General features: G+C 67.8%; 18 protein-coding genes. 9 read left to right on the top strand and 9 right to left on the bottom strand.

The features are described from left to right. The first annotated feature begins 39 nt into the window (after positions 1-39). From IT359_19600 to IT359_19610, 3 genes are all read left to right on the top strand, one after another. The gene (locus IT359_19600) at positions 40-1,305 is read left to right on the top strand and encodes a hypothetical protein (protein ID MCC6931203.1); all 1,266 of its coding nucleotides are present in this window, start codon (positions 40-42) and stop codon (positions 1,303-1,305) included. 312 nt (positions 1,306-1,617) lie between these two features. After that, on the top strand, positions 1,618-2,742 hold the full coding sequence (locus IT359_19605; GenBank protein MCC6931204.1) for an ATP-binding protein: 1,125 nt from the start codon (positions 1,618-1,620) through the stop codon (positions 2,740-2,742). Positions 2,743-2,840: 98 nt separating this feature from the next. Next, complete coding sequence (locus IT359_19610; GenBank protein MCC6931205.1) at positions 2,841-4,634, top strand: CocE/NonD family hydrolase; 1,794 nt, start codon at positions 2,841-2,843, stop codon at positions 4,632-4,634. A gap of 21 nt (positions 4,635-4,655) precedes the next feature. Here the strand turns inward: IT359_19610 and IT359_19615 are convergent, their stop codons facing one another. Together IT359_19615 and IT359_19620 are read right to left on the bottom strand one after the other, a co-directional pair. Next, a complete protein-coding gene (locus IT359_19615; protein MCC6931206.1) occupies positions 4,656-5,882 on the bottom strand; it encodes a hypothetical protein in 1,227 nt (408 codons plus the stop codon). After that, a complete protein-coding gene (locus IT359_19620) occupies positions 5,879-6,214 on the bottom strand; it encodes a helix-turn-helix transcriptional regulator (GenBank protein MCC6931207.1) in 336 nt (111 codons plus the stop codon). The genes IT359_19615 and IT359_19620 overlap by 4 nt, the downstream gene beginning before the upstream one ends. 894 nt (positions 6,215-7,108) lie before the next feature. Here IT359_19620 and IT359_19625 point away from each other — a divergent pair. The 3 genes from IT359_19625 to IT359_19635 all read left to right on the top strand — a co-directional run bounded on the left by IT359_19625 (position 7,109) and on the right by IT359_19635 (position 12,406). Beyond that, positions 7,109-7,828 (top strand): SET domain-containing protein-lysine N-methyltransferase, encoded by a 720-nt coding sequence (locus tag IT359_19625; GenBank protein ID MCC6931208.1) that lies wholly within the window; start codon positions 7,109-7,111, stop codon positions 7,826-7,828. Positions 7,829-8,015: 187 nt separating this feature from the next. Then, entirely contained in the window at positions 8,016-11,012 is a 2,997-nt protein-coding gene (locus IT359_19630; protein MCC6931209.1) for an amidohydrolase family protein, read from the top strand. Then, positions 11,012-12,406: an amidohydrolase family protein gene (locus tag IT359_19635; GenBank protein MCC6931210.1), complete on the top strand. Its 1,395-nt coding sequence runs from the start codon at positions 11,012-11,014 to the stop codon at positions 12,404-12,406. The genes IT359_19630 and IT359_19635 overlap by 1 nt, the downstream gene beginning before the upstream one ends. Before the next feature lie 20 nt (positions 12,407-12,426). Here IT359_19635 and IT359_19640 read toward each other — a convergent pair whose 3' ends face one another. After that, complete coding sequence (locus tag IT359_19640; GenBank protein MCC6931211.1) at positions 12,427-15,186, bottom strand: ABC transporter permease; 2,760 nt, start codon at positions 15,184-15,186, stop codon at positions 12,427-12,429. A 1-nt stretch (position 15,187) separates the two neighbouring features. Continuing rightward, a complete protein-coding gene (locus IT359_19645; GenBank protein ID MCC6931212.1) occupies positions 15,188-15,529 on the bottom strand; it encodes a PadR family transcriptional regulator in 342 nt (113 codons plus the stop codon). Between the two features lie 206 nt (positions 15,530-15,735). Here IT359_19645 and IT359_19650 point away from each other — a divergent pair, with 206 nt between their 5' ends. Together IT359_19650 and IT359_19655 are read left to right on the top strand one after the other, a co-directional pair. Then, complete coding sequence (locus IT359_19650) at positions 15,736-18,201, top strand: ABC transporter permease (protein ID MCC6931213.1); 2,466 nt, start codon at positions 15,736-15,738, stop codon at positions 18,199-18,201. Between the two features lie 85 nt (positions 18,202-18,286). Then, positions 18,287-18,712 (top strand): SET domain-containing protein, encoded by a 426-nt coding sequence (locus IT359_19655; GenBank protein ID MCC6931214.1) that lies wholly within the window; start codon positions 18,287-18,289, stop codon positions 18,710-18,712. Between the two features lie 9 nt (positions 18,713-18,721). Here the strand turns inward: IT359_19655 and IT359_19660 are convergent, their stop codons facing one another. From IT359_19660 to IT359_19675, 4 genes are all read right to left on the bottom strand, one after another. Next, complete coding sequence (locus IT359_19660; protein ID MCC6931215.1) at positions 18,722-19,711, bottom strand: hypothetical protein; 990 nt, start codon at positions 19,709-19,711, stop codon at positions 18,722-18,724. A 195-nt stretch (positions 19,712-19,906) separates the two neighbouring features. Further along, positions 19,907-20,797 (bottom strand): dienelactone hydrolase family protein, encoded by an 891-nt coding sequence (locus IT359_19665; protein ID MCC6931216.1) that lies wholly within the window; start codon positions 20,795-20,797, stop codon positions 19,907-19,909. A gap of 173 nt (positions 20,798-20,970) precedes the next feature. After that, complete coding sequence (locus IT359_19670; protein ID MCC6931217.1) at positions 20,971-22,263, bottom strand: hypothetical protein; 1,293 nt, start codon at positions 22,261-22,263, stop codon at positions 20,971-20,973. Positions 22,264-22,302: 39 nt separating this feature from the next. Next, positions 22,303-23,100 (bottom strand): hypothetical protein, encoded by a 798-nt coding sequence (locus IT359_19675; protein ID MCC6931218.1) that lies wholly within the window; start codon positions 23,098-23,100, stop codon positions 22,303-22,305. Between the two features lie 115 nt (positions 23,101-23,215). Here IT359_19675 and IT359_19680 point away from each other — a divergent pair, with 115 nt between their 5' ends. Next, on the top strand, positions 23,216-24,211 hold the full coding sequence (locus IT359_19680) for a hypothetical protein (protein MCC6931219.1): 996 nt from the start codon (positions 23,216-23,218) through the stop codon (positions 24,209-24,211). Here IT359_19680 and IT359_19685 read toward each other — a convergent pair. Continuing rightward, the coding region (locus IT359_19685; GenBank protein MCC6931220.1) for an MFS transporter at positions 24,180-24,725 on the bottom strand (546 nt) is incomplete at its 5' end. The two genes, IT359_19680 and IT359_19685, sit on opposite strands and share 32 nt — an antisense overlap.

Consider the following 24,725-nt stretch of genomic DNA (forward strand, 5'->3'; position numbering starts at 1 on the left):
CGGCGGAGGACCATGACCATGCTGTGCATGACAACGACCATGACCACGATCCCCCGCGCGGTCGCGCGCACGATGGGTCGCGCGATGTGTGGCGCGACGCTGTTGCTCGCGGCAACGGCGTGTACCGACAAGTTCCTCGAGGTGACCAATCCCACCGTGATCGACGCCGCGACGGTCGATCCGGCCTCCTCGGCGGCGACGCTGGCCAACACCACGCAGCAGAACTTCGCCACCGAGTTGGGGATGAGTGCGATGTTCGAGTCGCACTTCACCGGCGAGACCTACATCATCGAGACCAGCTCGTCGCAGAACGAGTTCGGGAAGCGCGAGGTCTCGGTCGACAACGCCACGCTCGCCGCGCGGTGGGCCGGATTGCAGCTGGTGGCTGCGTCGGGGAAGATCCTCCTCGACCTCTCGCTCCCCACGCCCACCACCAACGTCAACCTGGCGCGCGGGGCGACCTTCCGGGCGTACGGCATCCTCTATCTCGCCATCGACTTCTGCAGCGGGACGCTCTCCGCCGGCCCGGCGCTCACCACCAACCAGCTCCTCGACTCGGCGATCTTCTGGTTCACCAAGGGGGTCGACGTGGGGACGGCCAACGCCACCGCCGATGGCCTCAACATCGCGCGGGCGGCACTCGTCGGGCGCGCCCGTGCCAAACTGCAGAAAGGTGACCGGGCCGGTGCACTGGCCGACGCCAACCTCGTCCCGGCCGGCTTCTCCTTCAACCTCACGTATCAGGACGACCTGGCCAACCGCGCCCGACTGTCCAACGCGATGTGGCGCTTCATCGTCGATCGCGGCACCATCAGCGTCCCGCCGTACTACCAGACCACCGACCCGCGCATCAAGTTTCTCCTCCCGTCGCAGCACTCGTACACGGCGGTGGACCAGGCGGCGGGGCCGTTCGTGGTGCAGCAGAAGTTCCCGTCGTATGCCTCGCCGTTGCGCCTCGCCTCCAAGCTGGAAGCCGAATACATCGCCGCCGAGGCGTCGGACAACGTGACGCAGCAACTTGCGCTCATCGACCGGCAGCGCGCGGCGGCCGGGCAGCCGCCCTACAGCGGGGCAACCGACGCCGCTTCCGTGCTGGCCGAGCTGTTCTACCAGAAGGGGTATGATTTCTGGCTGGAGGGGAAGCGCATGGCCGACTGGCGTCGCCAGCCCGTCGCCGCGTCGCGCTACGTTCCGGTGGCCGGGAGCCCGTACTGGCGCACCGGCTTCGGATCGGTAGGGGCACAAGTGTGCTATCCGGTGCCGCGCACGGAGCTGGACAACAACCCGAACCTCAAGACGTCATAGCGTTCGGGGGGCGCTGTGTGGTGCGAGACCGGCGGGGCGCTCGTGCGTTCCGCCGGTTCTCATGTGCGCGAGTGCTGCAGCTGTTGCGCGTGGTGCGAGCTACCTGCGTGTGAGCGAACCCCACGTTGGAGGTCAGTGGAGCGCGCGTACTCGCACGAGATCGGAAGGTCCCTTCGCGCGAGGCCGTTGCGGAACTCAGTACGTTGAGTAAAAATACTCAATATGATGAGTAATCTGATCCCGTCCTTTCAACGCCCCCAAGGCGCGGTGCTCGCCGGTCGTCTCGCCGAGCCGAGGCGCTTCATCCAAGTCGTGGCGGGACCACGTCAGGTGGGGAAGTCTACGCTCGTCCAACAGGTGTCGCGTGAACTCGCACCGACGGTGCGCTACGCGAGCGCCGACGAGCCCACACTTCGGGGATCGGATTGGATCGCCCAACAGTGGGAGGTTGCTCGCGTTGCGGCTCGCGACGGGGGTGCGGTGGGAGCGGTGCTGGCGCTCGATGAGATCCAGAAGATTCCCGGGTGGTCGGAGACCGTCAAACGCTTGTGGGACGAGGACACGCGGCAGCGATGCCCACTCAAGGTCGTCCTCCTCGGCTCTGCGCCGTTGCTCATCGCCCATGGGATGAGCGAGAGCCTCGCCGGCCGCTTCGAACTGCTGCACTTGCCACATTGGTCGTTCGCGGAGATGCGAGACGCCTTCGGCTTTGCCCTCGACGAGTACCTGTACTTCGGCGGTTATCCGGGGGCGGCGGCGCTCATCCATGAGCCCGATCGCTGGCGCCGCTACATTGCCGACAGCCTCATCGAGACGTCGGTCTCACGCGACGTCCTGTTGCTCACCCGCGTGGACAAGCCCGCGCTGCTACGACGGCTGTTCGAACTCGCCTGCCGGTACTCCGGTCAGATCCTCTCGTACACCAGGATGCTGGGACAGCTGCAAGAGGCGGGAAACACGACGACACTGGCGCATTACCTCGACCTGCTGCAGGGAGCGGGGTTGGTGTGCGGGCTGCAGAAGTATGCTGGCGATGCGGCACGTAGTCGCGGCTCGAGTCCCAAGCTGCAAGTGTTCAATACCGCGCTCATGACGACGGTAACCGGGCTGTCGTTCGACGAGGCGCGCGCCGACCGTGAGTTCATGGGGCGTCTCACTGAGTCGGCGGTTGGTGCGCACCTGATCAATGCCGCTGCTGCGCGTGACTGCGAAGTCTTCTACTGGCGGGAGCGGAGTCGCGAGGTCGACTTCGTGGTGACGGCGGGGCGCCGCGTGGTCGCCGTCGAAGTGAAGAGCGGACGATCGCGGGAGATGCCGGCGGGGCTCGCAGCGTTCCGTGAGGCGTTCGGCATCAGGCGCACGCTGCTTGTTGGTGGCGACGGCATCGACGTCGGGGAGTTCCTGGCGCGACCGGTGATGGAGTGGATCGCGGGGTAGTCGGCGCTGACATGATCCACCCCCTCGTCAACGATCAGGTAGTTTTGGGCCACACCCCCCATCGTCGTCCCTACGCGCTCGCACCCCAAGGGAGACTCATGCCCCGTCTCGCGCTGGCCCTCGCCGTCGCCATCCTCTCCCCGTCGTTAGGCGTCCACGCCCAGCAGGCCGCAGCTCCAGCGCCGCCCGCCTATCACCGGGACTACGGCTACATCACGCTCCACGACGGCGTCCGCATTGCCTACGTCGCCTATCGTCCGGCACGCGACGGCAAGTACCCGACGATCATGCAATACGACCCCTACGTCGCCGCGGGGTCGGGGCCCAATCCCACGTGGACCGACAAGGGCTACGCCTTCATCGGCGTGAGCGTGCGCGGGACCGGTTGCTCGCAAGGGACCTTCTCCTTCCTCAATGGCGAGTCGCACGGCGCGGATGGCGCCGAGATCGTCAACTGGATCGCGCGGCAACCGTGGAGCAACGGGGCGGTCGGGCTCTGGGGCTCGTCGTATCCGGCGCATACGGCGTACTTCGTGGCGGCCAGGCGCCCGCCCGCGCTCAAGGCGCTGGTAACATCGAGCATCACGGCCAGCGTCTACGAGGACGCGCTCTATCCCGGCGGGATGTTCAACATCGGCTTCACGTCGCGCTGGTTCACGCTCTACCAGCCGGCGCTGTCGAAAGCGGGAATGGACGCACGCATTGGCTGGGGCGACACGGAGTGCGAGCCTAACGCCAAGGCGCATCCGCCCACGGACTACGTGCGCGAGGTGCAGCAGCACCCGTTCGACGACGCCTACTGGAAGCGGCGCGCCACCGAGTCGTACGTGGATCGCGTGAACGTCCCGACGATCGTCGGGATGGGATGGCAGGACTTCCAGACGCAGGTCACCGGCGGCATCACGCTTTTCCATCGCCTCAAGGTGCCCAAGCGGCTGTACGTCCTCCCTGGCGGGCACGGGGTGGTGCTGGGGCAGAAGGTCTTCCAGGAGGATCAGCTCCGCTGGTTCGATCGCTGGCTCAAGGGGACCGAGAATGGCGTGGAGAAGGAGGAACCGGTCACGGTCTTCTGGGAAGTGGCGCGCAAGGGAGGGACGGCGCTGGGCGGCGGCACCTCGACGCCCAACTGGATCACGCGACACGCTTCCTGGCCGGTGCCGGAAGCCCGGATGCAGCGCTTCTACCTCACGGGAGATGCGCAACTGGTGACGGACAAACCGTCCACAGCGGCCCAGACGGCACCGCGCAGCTACACCTACCCCACGGGGACGGAGCTGATCGGGAGCAACGCGCAGTTTGCGCTCCCCGTGGAGCCGGAAGGGGTCCTGGTCTACCGCAGCGCGCCGTTGACGTCGGACCTCACGATGCTGGGCGCGCCGCAGATTACCTTCTACATGAGCGTGCAACACGACGACGCCGACTTCGTGGTCGACCTGCACGACCTGTACCCCAACGGCGACGTGCAGTACCTGCAGCGCGGACTGTTGCGCGCCTCCATGCGGGCGATTGACATCAAGCGCTCGCGCCCCGATGCGATACGGCACGCGTTCACCCGGCGCGCGCCGCTGCTGCCGGGAAAGATCTACGAGATCCGGATGTCGCTCCCGCCCATCGGCGCCGTGATTCGGGAGGGGCACCGCCTCGAGGTGACGATCATGGCACCGTCGCCGATTGCGCAGCCCGACTGGGGGTTCCACCCCGCGGGCGAGCCGGGACGCAACACGGTTTACCACACAGCGGCTCAGCCGTCAGTGCTCACCGTCCCCGTGATTCCTGGCGCCAGGGCGCAGGGGGCGGCGCCGGTCTGCGGGTCGCTCGACTTCCAACCGTGCCGGCCGGCGAACACGATCGATGCGCTGATGTTCATCGTGCGGCCCAAGCTGGTGCCATGACGCACCCGCGCCAACGCTGACTCAGCGCAATTCCATCCGCTGGATGGCCACCGTCCCCTCCACCCACTCGGCGCCCGACTCGCCGTGTGCGAGCATCACGCGCGCGCTCCCGTCGCGCTGCACCAGGCAGTAGGCGCCGTAGATGCCCACCGGCAGGCGATACGCCCTGATCCCGTCGCCCGGCATGCAGCCGATGGCACCGGCGACGGTGATGGTGGGGGGCGCCTCGCCGGCACGACGGGGAATGTACTTGAGCCAGTAGGAACCGTTAGGCAGTTGCCAGTGCAGCGTGTCGCCGCGCGCCAGGCGCACCGGGCGCGCCACGAAGCGCTGGTCGTCGCGCAGCGACTCGAACGAGGGAACGAGCGCGTGGACCACGAGCATCATGCGCGCCTCCTGTTCGCCCACCTCGACGCGCACCATCGTGGCCCCTTCCTGCCTTGCGCGAACGGTGGCGCCGTCGAGCGTAGCGATGGCCGGGTTGGAGAGATGCGTGGCGCCGCGCAACTCGGTCACCCGCTGGCCGTCGAGACCGATCGCCTCGAACGGGAGGTGGCGCGGCGTGGAATCGCCGGCGACGAAGTCGATCCAGGTGGCGGCGCGCAGCTCCTGGACGGGACGGCAGTGCACGTCGACGTCGGTGAAGATGGCGCCGAGCGTGGCGCGCACGCGGGCGTCGCCCCGCTCGGTGCAGGTGAGGACGCCGCGTGCGGTGATGGAGAGCGGTGCACCCGACCTCCAGGCGAAGCGCACACTGTCGGCATCGAGGCGGTAGCCGGCCCGGTTGAGCACACGCATCTCGAGCTGGACCGGCCGGGCGTTGTTCACGACGATGCCGTCGGCTGCAAAGGCTGGTCCGGCGTCGATGCTCACGGCAACGCCGTAGCGCGACCTGACCGCGACCAGCACGACCGCCAGCGTGAGAGCGAGGATCGCGATGAGGGCGGCAAGCCGCAGGTATGCGCGCGGGCCGCCGTGCCGCAGCGCACTCCCGACGAGGTGCGGCGCCGAGCGTATGAGCTCCCGCGCCCGCCACGCCGTCGCCGCCAGGCGTCCGTCGCTGGAGACGCGATGCGCGTATTCCTCGGCGAGGTCGCCGAAGACACCATCGAGGAAGCAGGGGTCCGCGCCTAACGCCAGGAGGGAGCGCTCGACGAGCGTGTGCCGGCTCGAGCCCGCGGCGTGTGCGGCGTTGACGTGCGCTTCGTGTTCGTGCGCCTCGCGGGCGCCGGCGCGGTATCTCGTCATGCGAGCCTCGGATGCGTGAGCGGTCCAACCCCTGCCCACAATGCCGCCGCGTTCCGCTCTGCCTCGCGCAGCGCGCGGGCGCCAGCCGCCGTGACGGTAAAGTGGCGCCGCGATCGCCCGCCGCGCACAGGGAGCGGCGCGCTCGATCGGGAGCGAAGGAAGCCCTTCTCCTCGAGTCGCTGCAGCGTGGTGTACACCGCGCCCACGGAGTAGTCGCGCCCCGTCCGTTCCGAGAGGTCGGCGCGCACCGCGAGTCCGTAGGCGTCGTCCCCAAGCCGAGCGACGGCCAGGAGTGCGGCGAGTTCGAGTGTTCCGAGTGTCGGTGTCGGCATAAGTACTAGTTTGTAGAACAAATCGCGAGCGCGCAAGTCCGGCGTGAGATCGTGGCCCGCGCCTGCGACAGGGCCTGGGTCGAGTGCCCGCTGCGTGAGGCGCCATCTCGGTCGAGGGCGGCCCCGTCCCCGCGATCCTGCTCGGCGTCACACGGCGGAAACCAAGGACGATGGACCTCCTCCGTGCCCCTCCGTGCCTCCGTGCTTCCTCCGTGTTCAAGGCACTTGATCTTGCCGTTCTGCTGAGCGCCGCCTGACCCAGCGAGGGCGTCGGGCCAGGAAGTTCAAGGTCAAGATCGTCATGACACGGAGGTAAACGGAGACACGGAGTCACACGGAGGAAAGCAAGGACGATGGACCTCCTCCGTGCCCCTCCGTGCCTCCGTGCCTCCTCCGTGTTCAAGGCACTTGATCTTGCTGTTCTGCTGAGTGCCGCCTGACCCAGCGAGGGTGTCGGGCCAGGAAGTTCAAGGTCAAGATCGTCATGACACGGAGGGAAACGGAGACACGGAGTCACACGGAGGAAAGCAAGGACACTGGAACTCCTCCGTGCCCCTCCGTGCCTCTGTGCCTCCTCCGTGTTCAAGGCACTTGACCTTGCCGTTCTGCTGAGCGCCGCCTGACCCAGCGAGGGTGTCGGGCCAGGAAGTTCAATGTCAAGATCGTCATGACACGGAGGGAAACGGAGACACGGAGTCACACGGAGGAAAGCAAGGACGATGGACCTCCTCCGTGCCCCTCCGTGCCTCCGTGCCTCCTCCGTGTTCAAGGCACTTGATCTTGCCGTTATCCTGCCACCTTCATCAAGTACGATCCCATCTGCTGCGGCTACCCGAAAAGCCTCGATGACACGCCGCGCATAGTGCGCAACCAGAAGGCACTCGGCGCTCCCCTTTGAAGAACGACGTGGTGCAACGCTTCGCGCGGACGGCGACGCGATACGTCCCGACGCTGGTGATGAACCCGCTGGAGTCGTTCTTCGTACTAATGCGGCAGCAGGCGAGTTGTCTGCCGGTGATGGTGCAAGGAATCGAGGAAGGGCGTAGCGCGCGCGGCCCGACACCACCATTCTTCCGTTCCATGAAAGAGACCAATGCGTCACGCGCCCTCAAGGCGGTCACGACCGACGAACCGCACCTTCCGGGTGCCGTGCTCGCGACCGACAACCCGCTGGTCGGCGTCCTGGTGGAGCAGTCGGAACGGCGACTGATTGCGGTGCAGGCAACCGAGGCGGGGACGGTCCTCTTCCGCATCGAGGGGTTCGAGTCACGCACCCCGTCCAAGTACTCGGTGCAGGTCGGGCGTGACCGGCATCTCGACCAGCGTGGCGCACGCGACGCGACCGACCGCGTGCGCCGCTTCTACTGGCGCTACATGAACCACGCCTGCGAGCCCACCACGCGCATCGTGGAGTGCGAGGTGATTGCGCTGCGCGACATCGCCCCCGGCGATTCTGTCACCTTCGATTACAACACGACGGAAGAGAAGCTGGCGGAGCCATTCCGATGTCACTGCGGGGCCCACGGATGCGTGGGTGTGGTGCGCGGGGCGCGACACCTCACGCCGGCGCAGCGCGCGCGCGTGGAGCACTTGCTGCCGGATTACCTGCGGTAAGAGTCCGCGGGTTCCTTCACTTCCGGCACTTCCCAGGGTGGCGCGGCGATTTGCCCCGCGCCGCCCCGATCGCCAACATATCCCGTCCGCCCTGCCACGCCCGGCCCCCCCTGCGCGTAGCATACGGACCAGTCCCCGTCTCAACTCCACCGACGGCCGCCGAACCGGCCACCCCACGGAGCCCTTCGTGAGAGCGTCTCGTTTCCTCCTCGGCATCGCCGTGCTCGTCGCCGGCTCGCTCGAGGCCCAGCAGTCATCCCGCACCCAACCGGTCACCGGACTGCGCGACAACTCCACGGGGTATCACGCCCTCGTTGGTGCGCGCGTGGTGACGGCCCCGGGCCAGGTGATCGACAACGCGACGATCGTCGTGCGCAACGGCCTCATCACCGCAGTCGGTGCCAACGTGAGCGCGCCAGCGGGTGCGCGCGTGTGGGACCTCAAGGGGCTCACGGTCTACCCGGGCTTCATCGATGCCTCGGCCGACCTTGGCGGCGATGCACCGCCACAAGGGGGCGACGTGGGGCCCACGCACTGGAATCCGCAGGTGCGCGCCTGGTTCAGCACCACGGCCAACCTCAAGGACGATTCCACGCGGCGCATCGCGCTGCGCTCGCTCGGCTTTGGCGCCGCGCTGGCGGTGCCGCGGCAGGGAATCTTCCGCGGCGCGGCGAGCGTGCTCAACCTCGGCGATGCCGGTGCGCGCGAGCGCGTGTTGCGCCCCGACATTGCACAGGCCATCGGTTTCCAGCGCTCCTTCGCGCTGGGCGGGATGTACCCAAACTCGGCGATGGGGACGATCGCGCTGATGAAGCAGACGTTCATGGACGCGGAGTGGTACATCCGCGCCTGGGGGGCGTACGAGGCGAGCGGCCGCTCGTTGCTCCCGCCGGAGACGAGCGAGGCGCTGGCCGCGCTGCAGAAGGCGGTGAAGGGACAGCAGCCGGTCTTCTTCGAGACCGACAGCGAGGAGGAGTACCTGCGTGCCTACAAACTGGCGCAGGACTACAAGCTCACGCCGTGGTTCCGCGGGAGCGGGCAGGAGTACCGGCTGATCGACGTGCTCAAGGGGCGCACGCAGCCGCTGGTGGTCCCGCTGGCCTTCCCCGATGCGCCTAACGTGTCGAGCCCCGAGGCGGCGGCGAATGCGACGCTGGCCGACCTGCGACACTGGTACCTGGCGCCGACCAACCCGGCGCAGCTGGCGGCGGCGGGCGTGCCGTTCGCCATCACCGCCGATGGATTGTCGTCGCTGGCGCAGTTCCTCCCCAACCTGCGCACAGCGGTCGCGCGCGGGCTGGCGCCGGACAAGGCGCTGGCCGCGTTGACAACGGTCCCCGCGGCGTGGCTCGGCATCGAGCGGACGCACGGGACCATCGCCGTCGGCAAGGCGGCCAATCTCGTGGTGAGCGAGGGCGACCTCTTCACCGAGGAGGGGGCGGTGCGCGACGTGTGGGTGCAGGGGACGCGCTACGGCGTCACGCGACCGCCGCAGGTGGACCCGCGCGGGACGTGGACGATTGCGTCGTCCGATCCCGGTACCTTCACCAACGCGACGCTGCGCCTGGAAGGGCCGCTCAACCGCATTCGCGGGACGATCGAGATCAGCGGGCGTCGCCCCGTGAACCTGACCTCGGCGCGCATCACCGCCGAGACCGGGCGACTGGAGGCGACCTTCCCCGGCGAGGCCGTGGGCCTCGAGGGGGCAATGCTGCTGGCCGGCTCCGTGCGCGATGCGGAGTTCTTCGGCTGGCTGTCGCTGCCTAACGGCACCGACGCGACCTATCGCGGGACGCGCACCGAAGCCTTCGAAGGGCCGGCGCGCGGTGCGGTGGCGGTGAAGGTCCCCAAGCTCGACCTCCCTTTCATGCGCCCGTCGATGGAGTTCGGGCGCACCGCGCCCCCGGTGCAGCCGGCGGCGGTGGTGGTGCGCAATGCGACGGTGTGGACGCAGGGACCGCAGGGACGCCTCGAGAACGCCGACCTGTTGGTGCAGGGCGGCAAGGTGGTGCGCGTGGGTCAGAAGCTCTCGGCGCCGGCCGGTGCCGTCGAGATCGATGCCACGGGCAAGCACGTCACGCCGGGGCTCATCGATCCGCACACGCACTCCGGCGTGAGTGCCGTGAATGAGACCGGCTTCGCCATCGTCCCCGAGGTGCAGATGGGGGACGTGATCACGCACAACAACATCTGGTTCTACCGCCAGCTGGCCGGCGGGCTCACCACCACGATGATCAAGCACGGCTCGGCCAACCCGATAGGGGGCGAGAACGTGTACGTGAAGATCCGCTGGGGGTCGCTGCCTGACGAGTACAAGATCGCGGGGGCGCCGCGCACGGTGAAGTTCGCGCTGGGCGAGAACCCCAAGCGCAGCCCCACGCGCTATCCCAAGACCCGCATGGGGACGCAGGAGATCATCCGCGACCACTTCCTGGCGGCGCGCGACTACGAGAAGGAGTGGAAGCGCTGGGAGAAGGAGAAGACCGGGATCCCGCCGCGCCGCGACCTGCGCATGGAGGCGATCCTCGACATCCTCAACCAGAAGCTCCTCGTCTCGTCGCACGGCTACCGCGCCGATGAGTTCCTGGCGCTCGTGCGCCTGGCGGAGGAGTTCGGCTTCCGGATCCAGACGCTGCAGCACGGCGTCGAAGCCTACAAGATCGCCAGCGAACTCAAGGCGTCGGGGGTGGCGGCCGTGGTGTGGAGCGACTGGGGAGCGTTCAAGATGGAGGCGTACGACAACACGACGTACAACGCGCGATTGCTGATGGAAGCCGGCGTCGTGACGTCGCTGCACTCCGACAACGCCGAGATCTCGACGCGCATGAACTGGGAGGCGGGGAAGCTCCTCCGCACGGGCGTGGAGGAAGTCGCGGCGCTCAGCACCGTCACCAACCAGTCGGCCAAGGCGATCGCGATCGACAACCGCGTCGGCTCACTTGAGTCGGGGAAGGACGCCGACTTCGTGATCTGGAACGGGAACCCGCTCTCGCAGTTCACCAAGGCCGAGCAGACGTGGGTCGACGGTCGTCGCTACTTCTCGATCGACGAAGACAAGGCGCTGCGTGCCGAGACGGCGCGGCAGCGCGCGCAGCTCATCCAGGCGGTGCTGGCGGCCGCCCCGCCTGAGAACGCGGCGGCAGGCGCCGCCGCACGCCCGCGCGGCACGGAGGGCTCCCGCTGATGACTCGCTCCTTTCTCTCGAGGCTCGACACGATGCGACTCATGACCTCCACGGTGCGCGGCGCACTGTTCGCGATGGCGGCAACGACGATGTTGGCACCGTGTGCCCTGCGCGCGCAGGAGCGCATGACCGTCCCGCCGCAGGACCGTCCGGTGGTGCTGCGCGGCGCCACGGTTCACACTGTCACCAAGGGGACGATCACCAACGGTGTCATCGTCTTCGATCGCGGGCGCATCACGGCGATCGGCGGTGCCGAGGTGGCCATCCCGACCGGTGCCCGTGTGGTGGATGTGAGCGGAAAGCACATCTATCCCGGGCTCCTCGATGCCTACACCACGTTAGGCATCACCGAGGTGGGGGCGGTGGATGTCACCAACGACATCACCGAGCAGGGCGACTTCAACCCCAACGTGCGCCCGGAGATCGCGGTGAACGCCGAGAGCCGGCACATCGGGACGACTCGCTCGGCGGGGGTACTCGTGGCGTTCAGCACCCCCGAGGGGGGGGTGATCTCGGGGCTGTCGTCGGCGCTGTCGCTGGAAGGGTGGACGTGGGAGGAGATGTCGATGAAGGGAGCGGCCGCGCTCAACGTGCGGTGGCCCGACCCCACTGCGCAGCCGCGCCGCGGCTTCGGCGGCGGCCCGGGTGGGCGCGGTGCCGGTGGCCCGCCCCCCAAGACCTACGCCGAGCAGGTGCAACAAATCAAGGACTGGTTCGGCGAGGCGCGGGCGTATCGCGATGCCGTGAAGAGCGGCCAGGACGTGCGCACCGACGCTCGTTATGCGGCGATGATCCCGGCGCTCGACGGCGCCATCCCGGTGGTCGTGGCGGCGGACGGGGCGGCGCAGATCAATGACGCGATCACCTGGGCCAAGGCGGAGAAGGTGAAGCTGGTGATTCGCGGCGGGCGTGACGCACTCTTCGCCGCCGACAGGCTAAAAGCCGAGAACGTCCCGGTGATCCTCACGTCCACCATGGCGGCGCCGGAACGCGACTACGAGGGGTACGACGGCGCGTACGCCACTCCGGCCAGGCTGCACGCCGCAGGGGTCAAGTTCGCCATCGCCGGCGGCTCGGGTGGACTCTACAGCAATCGCCTCCCGTGGGAGGCGGGCGTTGCCGTGGCGTTCGACCTCCCGGAGGAGGAAGCGCTCAAGTCGGTGACGATCAACGCCGCCGAGTTCCTCGGCGTGGCCGACAAGGTCGGCTCGCTGGAGGTGGGGAAGGAGGCAACGCTGTTGATCACGACCGGGACGCCGCTGGACATGACGAGCAACATCATCCAGTCGTACATCCAGGGGCGCGAGATCAACATGATGGACATCCACAAGCTCTTCTTCCAGAAGTACATGGAGAAGATCAAGCAGCAATCGCCTAAAAAGGTGGTGCCGTGAGCATCTGACGCGCGAGCACGTCATGCATCCGCGTGCATCGCCTCGCGCGCTTGCACCGCAAGGATCCGCCTCGTCGGGATCAGGCACGAAGTGATCCCGACGAGGGCCACGATCCCGGTCGCCATCCCCAGCGCGACCACCAGGGCCTGCACCACGGAACCGCCAGCACTCGGCGTCGCCGTCACCTCGAAGACGAAGCGCGCGGCGAAGGGGAGTCCGATCGCGGCGCCAACGGCGACCTGCACGAGCGACCGCCGCAGGATCGTCAGGAGCAACCGGCCGCGTGAGGCGCCCAGCGCCGAGCGGATGCCGATCTCGCGCGTACGCTCCGAGACGGAGAGCGAGAGCATGGCAAAGAGCCCGGACGTCGCCAGGGCGAGCAGTACGCCGACCAGCACCATGAGTCCGGCGACGAGCCCCATCACGAGGTACCAGTCGCCCTGCCGGGCCTCGCTCAGCACCGTCGCGCGCCCCATCACCAGTTCGGGATCGGCGGCGAGCATGAGGGCGCGCACGCGGTCGACCAGGGTGGCCGGCGGCATCTCGGTGTGCACCGCCAGCCGCATGGGATTGAGGGTGCCGGGCGCGGCCGGGAGGTAGATCGCCTCGCCGCGATCGGCGTTCAGCACATTGACGCCAAGCGGGCCCACGACGCCGACGATCTCGTGCCACGCCCCCTTGCTGCTGTCGGCGCGGATGGGGAGGCGGACGCGCTGCCCGATGGGGTCGCGCCCGTCGAGGGCACGCGCCACGAAGGCGGTGTTGACGATGGCGACGTGCGCGCCGCTGTCGACGTCGGTTCGCGTGAAGTCGCGCCCGCTGACGATCGGGGTGCCGAGCGCTCGCATGAAGTCGACGTCCACACGCGCCACACGCGTCCAGCGCAGCGGCGCATCGGCGGCATGATCGACCACGTCCACTTCATACGCTCGCGCCGGGTGCTCCATGCGTGGGAGGACGTCGCCGACGGCGACGCGCGTCACCCCGGGCTCGCGCTCGAGCGCGGCGACGAGGGCGCGTTGCGCCGCGGCGAGCTGGGCGCGGCGACGATCGGTGAGGCCGTCGCCCCCCGGTGCGCCGGCGGCCATCGAGGCATCGGCCGGCAGGTGCAACTCGACCCCGAGATACTCCGCCGCCCGGATCCCGGTGGCGCGTTCGGCCACCTCCAGGTCGGTCGCGTGGCGCGCGACGGCGAAGGCCATCCCGACCGCCGCGACGGAAACGGCGATGTCGGCCACGACCAGGCCAGCGGTCAGGCGCCCGAATCGCACGCGCGCGCCAAGGCCCATGTTCTGCGCGATCGAGCGCGCGGAGATGGCGACGGCGGGGATGACGCCGGCCACCGTCGCACTCACGACGGCCAGGGCGAGCGCGCTGAGTGCGGTGCGCCACGTGAGCTCGAGCGTGAGCCAGTACGGCAGCGTGGTCTCGCCGGCCAGCGCGGCGAGGTTCACGTGATCGAGCGCCCAGTCAAAGACGGCGACGCCCACGCCAGCGGCGACTACCGCCAGCAGCAACGTCTCGACGAAGACCTGCGACACGATGCGCGCGCGACTGGCGCCGAGTGAAATGCGGATGGCAAGCTCGCGCAACCGGGTCGCGGTGCGCGCAAAGACGAGCATGGCGACATTGCCGCACGCCACCAGGAGCAACCCGAACATCAGGAGCTGCACCAGGCGAAACTCGGGAAGGCTCGCCAGTCCGCCGGCGGGGAGGTTGAGGAAGAGAAGGCCGATGGGGACGACCTCCGCTCGCAGCCGCGAGCGCTCGCGCGCCTCGCTGGCGCTGGCGGCGCTTGTACTCGACATCACCTGCGACGACAGCTCGGCCTGCGCCTGCTGCGCCGACACACCCTCCGCCAGTCGGCCAATGACCTGCACACGCGCGCGCTCCGCCGTGCCGCCGGCAGATGCAAGACGGAGGGGGAGCCACAGCGACTCGTTGTTGGGGAAGGCGAAGCCGTTGGGCATGACGCCCACCACGGTGTGCAGCGTGCGCCCGATGCGAATGGTGCGGCCCAGCACGCCGGGATCCTGACCGAAACGGGCGCTCCACAAGGCGTGTCCGATGACGACGACCTCCGGTGCGCCGGGTGCAACGTCACCATCCTCGATCACTCGGCCGATGAACGGTCGCGCCCCCAACAACTGGAAAACGCCGGCGGTGAGTTGCGCACCATTGGCAGGCGCAGCTACCCCCGTTGCCGCTGCCACGTTGTAGCGCGACGTCTGAAAGGCGCCGAGCGCGGAGAAGGAGCGCAACTGCTGCGCCCAGTGGGTGAAGTCCGCGTCCCAGGTGGGGGCGACGCCGGAGGAGAGGGGATCCCAGTGACGAATGGCGCGCACGCGGTTGTCCGCGTCGCCAGGGAGCGGCGCCTCGAGCGAGCGCGCCAGGTGCGAGGGGGCGAGCCCCATGGGGATGCCGATGGCGAGCGCGAAAACGGCGGCGATGTTGAGCATGGGGTACTTGCGCAGCATGCGAAGCCCGAGCTTCACGTCGAGCCAGGAGAGGCGCAGTTGCGTGATCGATGCCAACCCGATCGCGTCGTGCGCCTGCGCACGATGCGTCCCCTCGTGACCGAACTCGCGCCGTGCGCGCAGCCGCGCCTCGTCGGCGGAAAGCCCCTCACGCACCAGTGCATCGGTGCGCTCGTCCAGGTGATGCTGGAACTCCTCGCGCATCTCCGCGTCGAGCTGGTCGCCGTGCATCACCGTGCGATACATCGCGTGCGCGCGGGCCTTCAACGCCGTGGCCGTGGCCCATTCGGGAAGCTGTGGCATCTCAGATCTCCTGCGGCGTGGCGAGGAGCGAGCGAGCGATGGCGTCGGCGAGCCGCTGCCAACTCCCCTGTTCCTGCACGAAGCGACGTCGCCCGAGCGGCGTGAGCTTGTAGAAGCGTGCACGCCGGTTGTTGTCCGATGTCCCCCAGCGACCGGCGATCAACCCTTGTTGCTCCAGCCGGTAGAGCGCGGGATAGAGCGCCCCCTGCTGCACGACGATCGCCTCGCCGGAGATCTGCTGGATGCGCAGCAGCACGCCGTAGCCGTGGACGTCTCCGAGTGAGATGGCCTTGAGGATGACCAGCTCGAGGTTGCCGGGGAGCAGTTCTGCTGGCGGCGCCATTGCTTCTCCTATGTGGGTTAGGAGAAAGGTGTACGCGCTCTCCTATGCCGGCAAGGAGAGCGCTCGGCGGGAGTGGAGTCTCCCCCGGGCGTCGCCGTCAGCGGTCCGCGCCGATGGTGGTGGGACGACGCGTGCGATGGAGGCACTGGCGCACGCCGGATGGCGGCTTTATTGCGCAAAGTACTTTTACCCGTCATTCGTCGCGCATGAAGGCCGTCGTCGCCACCACACAACGCCCGCTCCGCTTCTCCTGGCTCGACTTCAAGGTCGGGCTCCGCATCCTGGTGCGGTTCCCCGGACTCACCGTCGTGGGGACGGTTGCCATGGCGGTCGCCATCGCCCTCGGCTCCATCTACTTCGAGGCCGTCAACAAGTGGCAGAACCCGACCTTGCCGATTGCTGGGGGCGATCGCGTCATCTCGATCACCAACTGGGATGCGCACACCTCGTCGCCCGAGCGACGGATGCTGCATGATGTTGGTCTGTGGCGCGGACAGTTGCGCACGCTCGACGTGGTGGGAGCGGCGGTCGAGTTCCAGCGCAACCTGGCCACCGAGGATGGGCATGTCGAGATCGTCAACGGCGCCGAGTTGACGGCCAATGCCTTCGCGTTGATGGGGACGGCGCCGTTCATGGGGCGCACGATCTCCGAACGCGACGAGGAGCCGGGCGCGCCGCCGGTGGTGGTCATCGGCCACGCACTCTGGACGTCGCGCTTCGAGGGCGATCCGGGCGTGGTCGGGAAGTCGGTCAAGCTCGGAACCGCAAGTGCGACGATCGTCGGCGTGATGCCGCAGGGGTTCGCCTTTCCCGCCACGCAGCGCCTCTGGCTTCCGCTGCGCCGCGACGCCTTCACGATCGCGCCGCGAACCGGGCCCATGGTGACGGTGTTCGGCCGCTTGGCACCCGGCGCCACGCTGCAGGACGCGCGCAATGAGCTGGAAGTGCACGGCGCGCGGCTCGCCGCCGAGAGCCGCGCAACGCACGAGCACCTGCGTCCGGTCGTCGCCAACTACGGAAAGCCGCTCGGCGCCGGGCAGATGCTCCTCATCCGGAAGATCGTCTACGCGGTGAACGTGGTCTTCCTGCTGTTGCTGGCGATCATCTGCACCAACGTGGCGACGCTCGTCTTTGCCCGTACGGCCACGCGCGGCTGGGAGATCACGGTTCGCTCGGCGCTGGGGGCGAGCCGGGGACGGATCATCGCGCAGTTGTTCGTCGAAGCGCTGGTGCTGGCGAGCCTGGCGGCGATCGTGGGACTCGGACTGGCACGGCTCGCACTGCGATTCGCGGTGGCGCAGTTCGCGGCCAGCGGCGCGCTTCCGTTCTGGATCGACGACACGCTGTCGTGGCGGACAGTGCTCTACACCGGCCTGCTGACGCTCTTTGGGGCGGCGATCGTCGGCGTGTTGCCGGCGCTGCGCGTGACGCGGATCAATGTGCAGGACGCGCTGCGCAACGAGGCGGCAGCGCGCGCGGGTCTCAGATTCGGCGGCTTCTGGACGGGGGTGATCGTGGTGCAGGTCGCGATCACGGTGGCCTTCCTCCCCCTTGCAGCCGGCGGCGCCTTCGAGTCCAATCGCTTCCACCAGCGTGCGCAGGGGATCGAGGCCGGGCACTACCTCACCGCCGGCGTTGGCATCGATCGCGAAAACTACGTGCTCGACTCGGCGGCCTACGCGCAGCGCACGCGGCGCGCCTTCGACGAGCTGGAACGTCGCCTGCGCGCGGAGCCGGGGATCGAGCAGGTCTCGTTCTCCGACCGCCTCCCGGTCGAGGACCAGTTCAAGTACTCCATCGAGGTCGACAGCACGCTCGGCGTCTCGCCGACGACCGGGATCCGGCGGAGCACGTTGGTGCAGGTGTCGGGCGGCTTCTTTCGCGCGTTTGGCTCGGCGGTTGTTGCGGGGCGCGACTTCGTCCCGCTCGACTTCGAGACCGGGCACGTGATCATGGTGAACCAGTCGTTCGCCCACTACGTGTTAGGCGACCGGAATCCGGTTGGCCAGCGCGTGCGGATCGTGAGCGGGGAGATCGATGCGCTCGCCGGCGAGCAATGGTACGAGATCGTGGGGGTGGTCAGGGACTTCGGCTGGCAGCTTCCCGAGCCGCAGGAGCAGTCGGCGATGTACCTGCCGTCGCTCCCCGGAACGGGGCACGCGGGGCAGCTCGCCGTGCGGGTACGGGATCCGGATGCCTTTGCCACGCGATTGCGCACGCTCGTCGCCGAGGCCGACCCGACCATCCAGCTCATCGACGTGAAACCGCTTGGCCTGGCGGGCGGAGGCGAGGCACGGATGAACTGGGCATTGACGTCGGTGGCCTGGCTGGTGGGTTTCATCGTGCTGATGCTTTCGGCGACCGGCATACATTCGCTGATGTCGTTCACCGTCGCGCGGCGCACGCGCGAGATCGGGATTCGCGCCGCGCTGGGGGCGAGTGCGGGGCGCATCGTGGCGGGGATCTTCTCGCGGGCGCTGCTGCAGGTGACCCTGGGGGTGGTGGTGGGAAGCGTCGTTGCTTCGTTAGGCGGGCTGGGCTCGATGCGCGAGGTGCTGATCCTGGCCGGCGCGGACGCGATCATGCTGCTCGTCGGACTCACGGCATGCGCGGTGCCGTTGCGCCGCGCGCTCAGGATCGACCCAACGGAGGCGTTGCGCGCGGAGGGGTGAGCTGGTGCGCGCAACGCCGGCAGCAACGCGCTTGCGTCGCCGGACGATCCGGTCCATCGTCCACGGCCATGTTCAGAGCCACGCCATGACCCCCGAGCAACTCCTGAAGGAACTGCGCGACCAGACGTACGTCATGTTGCGCCCGTCTCCCATCGAGGGGATCGGCGTCTTCGCGCTGCGCGACATTCCCAAGGGGTGCCGCGACATGTTCTCCCCGCCGCCTGCAACTGACGACTACGTGGTGATCCCGCGCGCCACGATCGACGAACTCCCCGTGCACGCCCGGCGACTGGTCGAGACCTATTGCCTGTTCGACGCCGATTCGTACTACCTTCCCGGCGGGGGATTCAAGAAGCTCGACCTGGTGCACTTCCTGAATCACTCCGACGCACCGAACGTTGCCTCGGTGGACGAGGGGAAGTGGTTCGAGGCGCTGCGCGACATTGCGGAGGGGGAGGAGCTGCTGGTGGACTATGGGGAGTTGGTGGAGGATGAGGCGCCGACCGCGTGACGCACCGCGCTACTTCTTGCTCACCAGCGTCTTCTTGATCCACCCCTCCGCGCTGGCCCCCTGCACCTTGAGGAAGCCGTCCTTCTCCTCGCCCAGGTAGACGAGTTCGTCGACCTTCTTCACCGTGCCGGCGACCTTGGCTGCGTCCTGCGGCGCCGAGAAGACCTTGACGTTGTCGATCTTGGGGAAGAGGACGTCGCCCTCGTTGTAGACGGAGCCGGCCTTCGGCGCCTCGCCGCTCGACAGTTTGGACGGATCGAACTTCTCGGCGCGCGCCATCATCGTCGCATCGTCCTTGAGCTGCTTGATGACGTTGTTGTAGTTGTCCATGTACGACGCGGCGATGACCTTGCCTTCGGCGGTGCTGGTGTAGGCGCCGGCCCCGCCGACCACGCCGCCGGCCCAGCCGAACATGCCGAGGGAGAAGTCGGTCTTCCTGGCCTTGCCCTCGGCAGCTGCAACCTGGACCGTGGTGCGCGCGTCGGCGATGAGGATGGTCGTCGAGGCTTCCTTGAACTTGACGCCGCCGCCTAACGCGCCAATGCCACCCAGGCGGCGGCCGATCCCCGCGATGGCGCCGCCGGCGCCCCCGGCGTTGTTATCGACCACCTGGATGGCCGGGTTCATGACGAAGTCGGCGAGGATCATCTGCCCTTTCCCCATGTTGGAACCGGCCTGCGCCTCGCCGTCGCCCGCGAGCTCGCGCTCGCCCTTCATCACCGCCATCCCGGCGCCGCGCTCCAGCACCACGAAGCACTTGGACTGCTGCACCATCATGCGTAGCAGCGCGGTGGGGGAGCCTAGCGAGTAGCGCGCGAAGTACTGCATGTACTCGGCCTTGGGCTCGGCCAGGGCGATGGTCCCGATGGGGCGATCGCACTTCTCGAGCTGGTCCTTCGACTTGTCCTGCGCCTGCGCGAACGAAGGGGAGAGCGACGTGGCGAGGGCGAGCAGCGCAGGGGCAAACGGGAGGCGTGAGGGGCGGCGGGGGAGGGTCATGGGGAGGCTCCGGGTAGGGTGGACCAGCGCCCTGAGCACCGATCCACTCCCCGTTGCGCGAAAGCTCTCGTCCGGCTGTCATCGTCGGCGCGCCGACCGGTCGACCGCACCGCCGCAGCTGCGGATTCTCCCCTCGCGGCGCGCCTTTAGGGTGCCGCGCCGCTTAGGAACTCGCCGCGGCGCCGCCGCACACGCTCACTTCACATTCGCCCGGAAGAACGCCACCGTCCGCTCCCACGCCAGCTTGGCCGCCGCCGCGTCATAGCGCGGCGTGGTGTCGTTGTTGAAGCCGTGCTGCGTCCCCGGATACAGGTAGCGCTCGTACTTCACGTTGGCCGCCTGCAGCGCCTTCTCGAAATCAGGCCAGCTGGCGTTGATGCGCGGGTCGTTCTCCGCCGACTGCACCAACAACGGACAGCGAATCTTCGGGACGTCTTCCAGGTTGGGCGCCGAGCCGTAGAACGCGACGCCGCCGGACAGGTCGGTGCCGAGCCGTGTGGCGAGGTAGTTCACCATCCCGCCGCCGTAGCAGAAGCCGACGGCGCCGACCTTCCCGGTGCACTCGGCGCGCCCCTTGAGGAAGGAGGCGGCGGCAACGAAGTCCTCGCGTGTCTTGGCTTGCTCCAGCTTGGGGAACAGCTCGCGCGCCTTGTCCTCGTCCCCCGGATAGCCTCCCAGCGGGAAGAGGGCGTCAGGTGCAAAGGCGACGAAGCCGTCGAGCGCCAGGCGCCGCGCGATGTCTTCGATGTGCGGGTTGAGGCCGCGGTTCTCGTGGACCACGACAATCGCCGGCAGTTTGCCGGTCGCGTTGGCGGGCCGACACACGTACGCCTTGATCGTGCCGTTACCCTTGGGCGAGGCGACCTCGACCACTTCGGTCTTCAGCCGCTGGTCATCCTTGGGCACCTGCTGTGCTTCGGCGAACTTCGGGCTGAGCGAGTCGAGCAACATGCCGGCGGTGATGCCGCCCACGGCAAACTTGGTCGCGCGGTCGAGAAAGCCGCGGCGATCGATGGCGCCGTGCACGTACTGGTCGAAGATGAGCAGTAGTTCCTGGTCGAAGTCCTGCGCCGTCTTGCGTTCCATTTAGATGAACTCCCCTGGTCAACTGGCCAAAGCAAAAATCAACCTGACACTGCGGCCACCCTTCGACGGGGGCCTGGCCGCCGGTCTGGACCAAACCGCGCATCGGTGGTCAGCGCGCCAAAGTCGAGGGCATCAGCGCATTCAGACCTCAGGTTACTTCAGGTTGATGATGGCTAGAACCCGCCGCCGGGCGGCCGTGGTACGGCCGTGCGCGCACCGGAATCGCTGCTTGAACCGCTCGAGCCGCCAGATGAGCTACCAGTTGAGCCGCCGGAGTAGCCCTGCGACGAGACGCCGCTGGTGCCGCCGGAACTGGCGCCCGACCTGCCGGCGCTCGAGCTGTAGTCGTTGCTGCCGGTACGAATCGGTTCGCTCTCGCGCGGACGCACCTGCGTGTAGCCGCGACCGTTGACCACCCGGCCTTCGACCTGGGCCGTGCCAGCCTCCGGAGCCGGATTCACGCTGACCCAACCGCTCGGGTAGTAATTACCGTAGTAGTTGCCGTAACCGTAATTGCCGTAAAGCGGGTTGTAGTACGGCGAATACATCGACCCGCACGCCGAGTAGTAGCTGCGGTAGCCGTAACCGCTGTAGCCATAGCAGTCGGCAAAGGCGCTGCCCATCAGGAACGGCGACAGGAACGGGTCGTAGAAGCTGCCGGCCATTGAGATGCCGACCGGCGCGGACGAGCCGTAGTTGCTGCGGCGTTCGACCACGAAGCGCTGCGGAAAGGCGAGACCGATCATCAAATCGATCACCGTTTCGGAAACGCCGGCATCGGCCAACGCGACCAGCGACTTCTTATTGAGGTCGAACCGGCCCTTGGCCTCGGCAATCGCGGCCTGCACGGCCTCGGCCGGCATCTTGGCGCTGGCTTCGATCACATCGGCGACATTCCACAACATGTCGTCGGCCGTGGGTGTGCGCGCCATGCCGCCGACGACCACCTGCATGACCGGCGAGCCATCGGCCAGAGTCTGGTTGAAAGCGCGGCGATAGCGCTGGACGCGCACGGCCCGGTCGCCGCCGCCCTCGACCAACTGCACGTTGATCCACGACGGTCCCGGGTTCAGGAACGCGATGCTCGACACCGTGCGCGCCGGCTCAGTGCCGCACGTCACTTCGGTTCGCCGGAACAGGCGCTGGCCATCGCGCGACCATTCCGCCCGCTCAGTGCCCGCGCATTCCTGGTCGCTGATCGGCCGCGTGATCCCGTCTGCCTGCAGCCGTTCGGCGCCGCCATCGACCGTACTGATCACGGTTTGCAGGCGCACCCCAGGCGTGTCGGGCGTGATGCAGAGTCGCGCGCCGGTGCCGGCCGGGTCGTCTTCAAGCCGCCAGCAGCCCAGCCAATTGGCAAAGCGAGCATCGACCTGTGCCGTCGGCGCCGGGGCCGGGGCGGCCGGCGCCTGCGCATATGCCACGCCGGTGGCCATTGAGAACGCGAGAACCAATGTCGTTGTCATGGTCGGTCTCCGTGTGAGGCAGTCTGCGTCATCTGCGGGCTAAAACCGGATGTGGAGTCCGGCGCCCAACCGGAATCCGCCGAGGTCGATGGCTTCAAAATCGATAAAGTCAGTGCCGAGCGTGGCCTTGGACCAGGTATAGCGCCCTTCCAGGGACATGAACATCCGCCGGTAGACCTGGATGTCGGTGCCGCCGAACACATGCGCGGACGGCGCCCAGCCGTCAGACTGGAACGATTCGGTGAACACCCGACTGTCGCTGAAGTCGACAAAATCGCCCACCTGCTTGAACAGGTAGTTGGTCAGTCCGCCGCCGGCGCCGAGGTAGGGCACGAAGGTCGAGGGAATCCAGGCGAATCGGCTGATCGACCGCCCCCGCGGAATCAGCGCAAGTCTCGCCGCGCCAAACATGCCCGACCGGCGCAGCGAAGTCTCCTGCTGAATCGGCAAGTTGCGGTTGTCAACAAACGCCCGATACTCGGACGGCGTCGACGACTTGGCGACGTCGAAGCCGGCGACGACATCGAGGCGCGGGGTGAGGTTGAATGCGACTTCGACGCCAAAGCCCGGTGCGTTGAACGACGACTTCTCCAGTGTCAACTGGTCAGTGACGAAGTCGTAAAGGTCGGACCCGGCACTGGCGAACACCCAGTCGCCGCGTACGCCGACACTCACCCGGGGCCGGCCGAGCAGGAAGTCGGGACTGGACGGAGCCTGGAAACTACCGGACGGAGGTGACGAAACTTGCGCCGCGGCTGGAGCGGGCAACCAGATCAGCGATAGGGTGGCCCCCGCACTCACCAAGAAACCGCGGATGCGCCGGCCGTTGTGAGCCATAGCTACTACCTCGCGAAGCGGGCACCTGCTGGCGAAGAGCCTGCTCTCATCAAGGGTAGCAGAAAAGGGGCAGCCGGCGCAGGCCGCCGGCGACCGTCCCGTCATACAGTTAGGCATGCGACCGACAGCGCTGATTGTGTTCGCCCTCACGGTGATTGGCCAGTCCGTGGTGCCGGCCGCCTCGGCGGTCCGGCAGCCGGCGTCCATTTTCCGGTTTCAGTCGGACGGCTTCTGGCTGAATCTCCACCACTTCCTCTACGTGCTCGGCCGGGCCGAGGCGGGATTTCCCGATCGCCAGCGCCGGGCGGTGATCGATGCCCCCACCGATCAGGCCCGCGTCCTGCCGAGCCTGTCTGAAGATGACCGCCGCGTGTGGACGGCCACGGTCACCGCCTATAGCAAGGGGCTCAGCCTGAAAGACACGGCCCTCGACCAGGAACTGATGGCTGTGACGACCGCGATGCAACGGCGGGATGATGCCGAACCCGCGACGGCCCGGATCGATCCGGGCCTCGCCGCGCTGCTGGAACAGGCAGCACCGGTGTATCGCAAGGCGTGGTGGCCGGCGCACCAGCAGGCGAACCGGAGCGAGGTGCGCGAGTTGGAAGGTCTCGTCGCCCAGCATGGTCCGGCGATCGTCAGCTACATCACGCGCGTCTACCAGGAACGGTGGCCGGCAGATGGCTTCCCGGTCCATGTGACCGCCTACACCAACTGGACCGGTGCGTATTCCACCGGCGACCGGCTCCTCGTGGTGTCCAGTGTCGACCCCGGTACGAAAGGCCTGTTGGGATTGGAGATTGTGTTTCACGAGGCGATGCATCAATGGGATGACGCGATGCTGAGACGGGTGCGAAGGTTGGCGACCAACAATGCCACCGCGCCGGTATCCGACCTGCTCACCCACGCGCTTATTTTCTACACCGCCGGCGAAGCGGTGCGCGCCCTCGCGCCCGGCCACGTGCCGTACGCGGAGTGGTACGGCTTCTGGCAACAGCGGGAGCTTGGCGCGTTCAAGACCGCCCTCGATACGTCGTGGAAACCGTACCTCCAGGGCCAGGGTACGCTGGACCAGGCGCTTACGGCGCTGCTGAAGGTGCCGACAGGCTAAGCGCGAGACTCGCGCCAATCACCAGGACGCCAGCCAGCGTCAACAGGCCGCCTTCGAAGCGGCCAGTCGCGTCGCGGACCCAGCCGATCAGGAATGGACCCGCGAAGCCGCCGATGTTGCCGATCGAGTTGACAATGGCCAACCCGCCGGCGGCGGCGGTCCCGCGGAGGAATGCGGTGGGCATGGCCCAGAAGGGTCCCAAGGCGCCCCAGATTCCGAACGCCGCGATTGACAGCATCAGCAACGACACCGCGGCGGTTTGCGGCGCAACCACGGTCAGTACGAACCCAGCGGCGCCGATCAGGCAGGGTACCGCCACATGCCAGCGACGCTCGGCTTTGGCGTCGGATCGCGATCCGACCACCACCAACCCGATGGTCGCCGCGACGTAGGGGATGGCCGTCAGCAGAATCACCGTCGCCGAGCTGAGGCCGCCGGTCGCCTGCACGATCTGCGGCAGCCAGAAGCTCACCCCGTAGAACGCCATCACGATGCAGAAGTAGAGCGCGGCCAG

The sequence above is a fragment of the Gemmatimonadaceae bacterium genome, assembly GCA_020852815.1.
Taxonomy (GTDB): domain Bacteria; phylum Gemmatimonadota; class Gemmatimonadetes; order Gemmatimonadales; family Gemmatimonadaceae; genus SCN-70-22.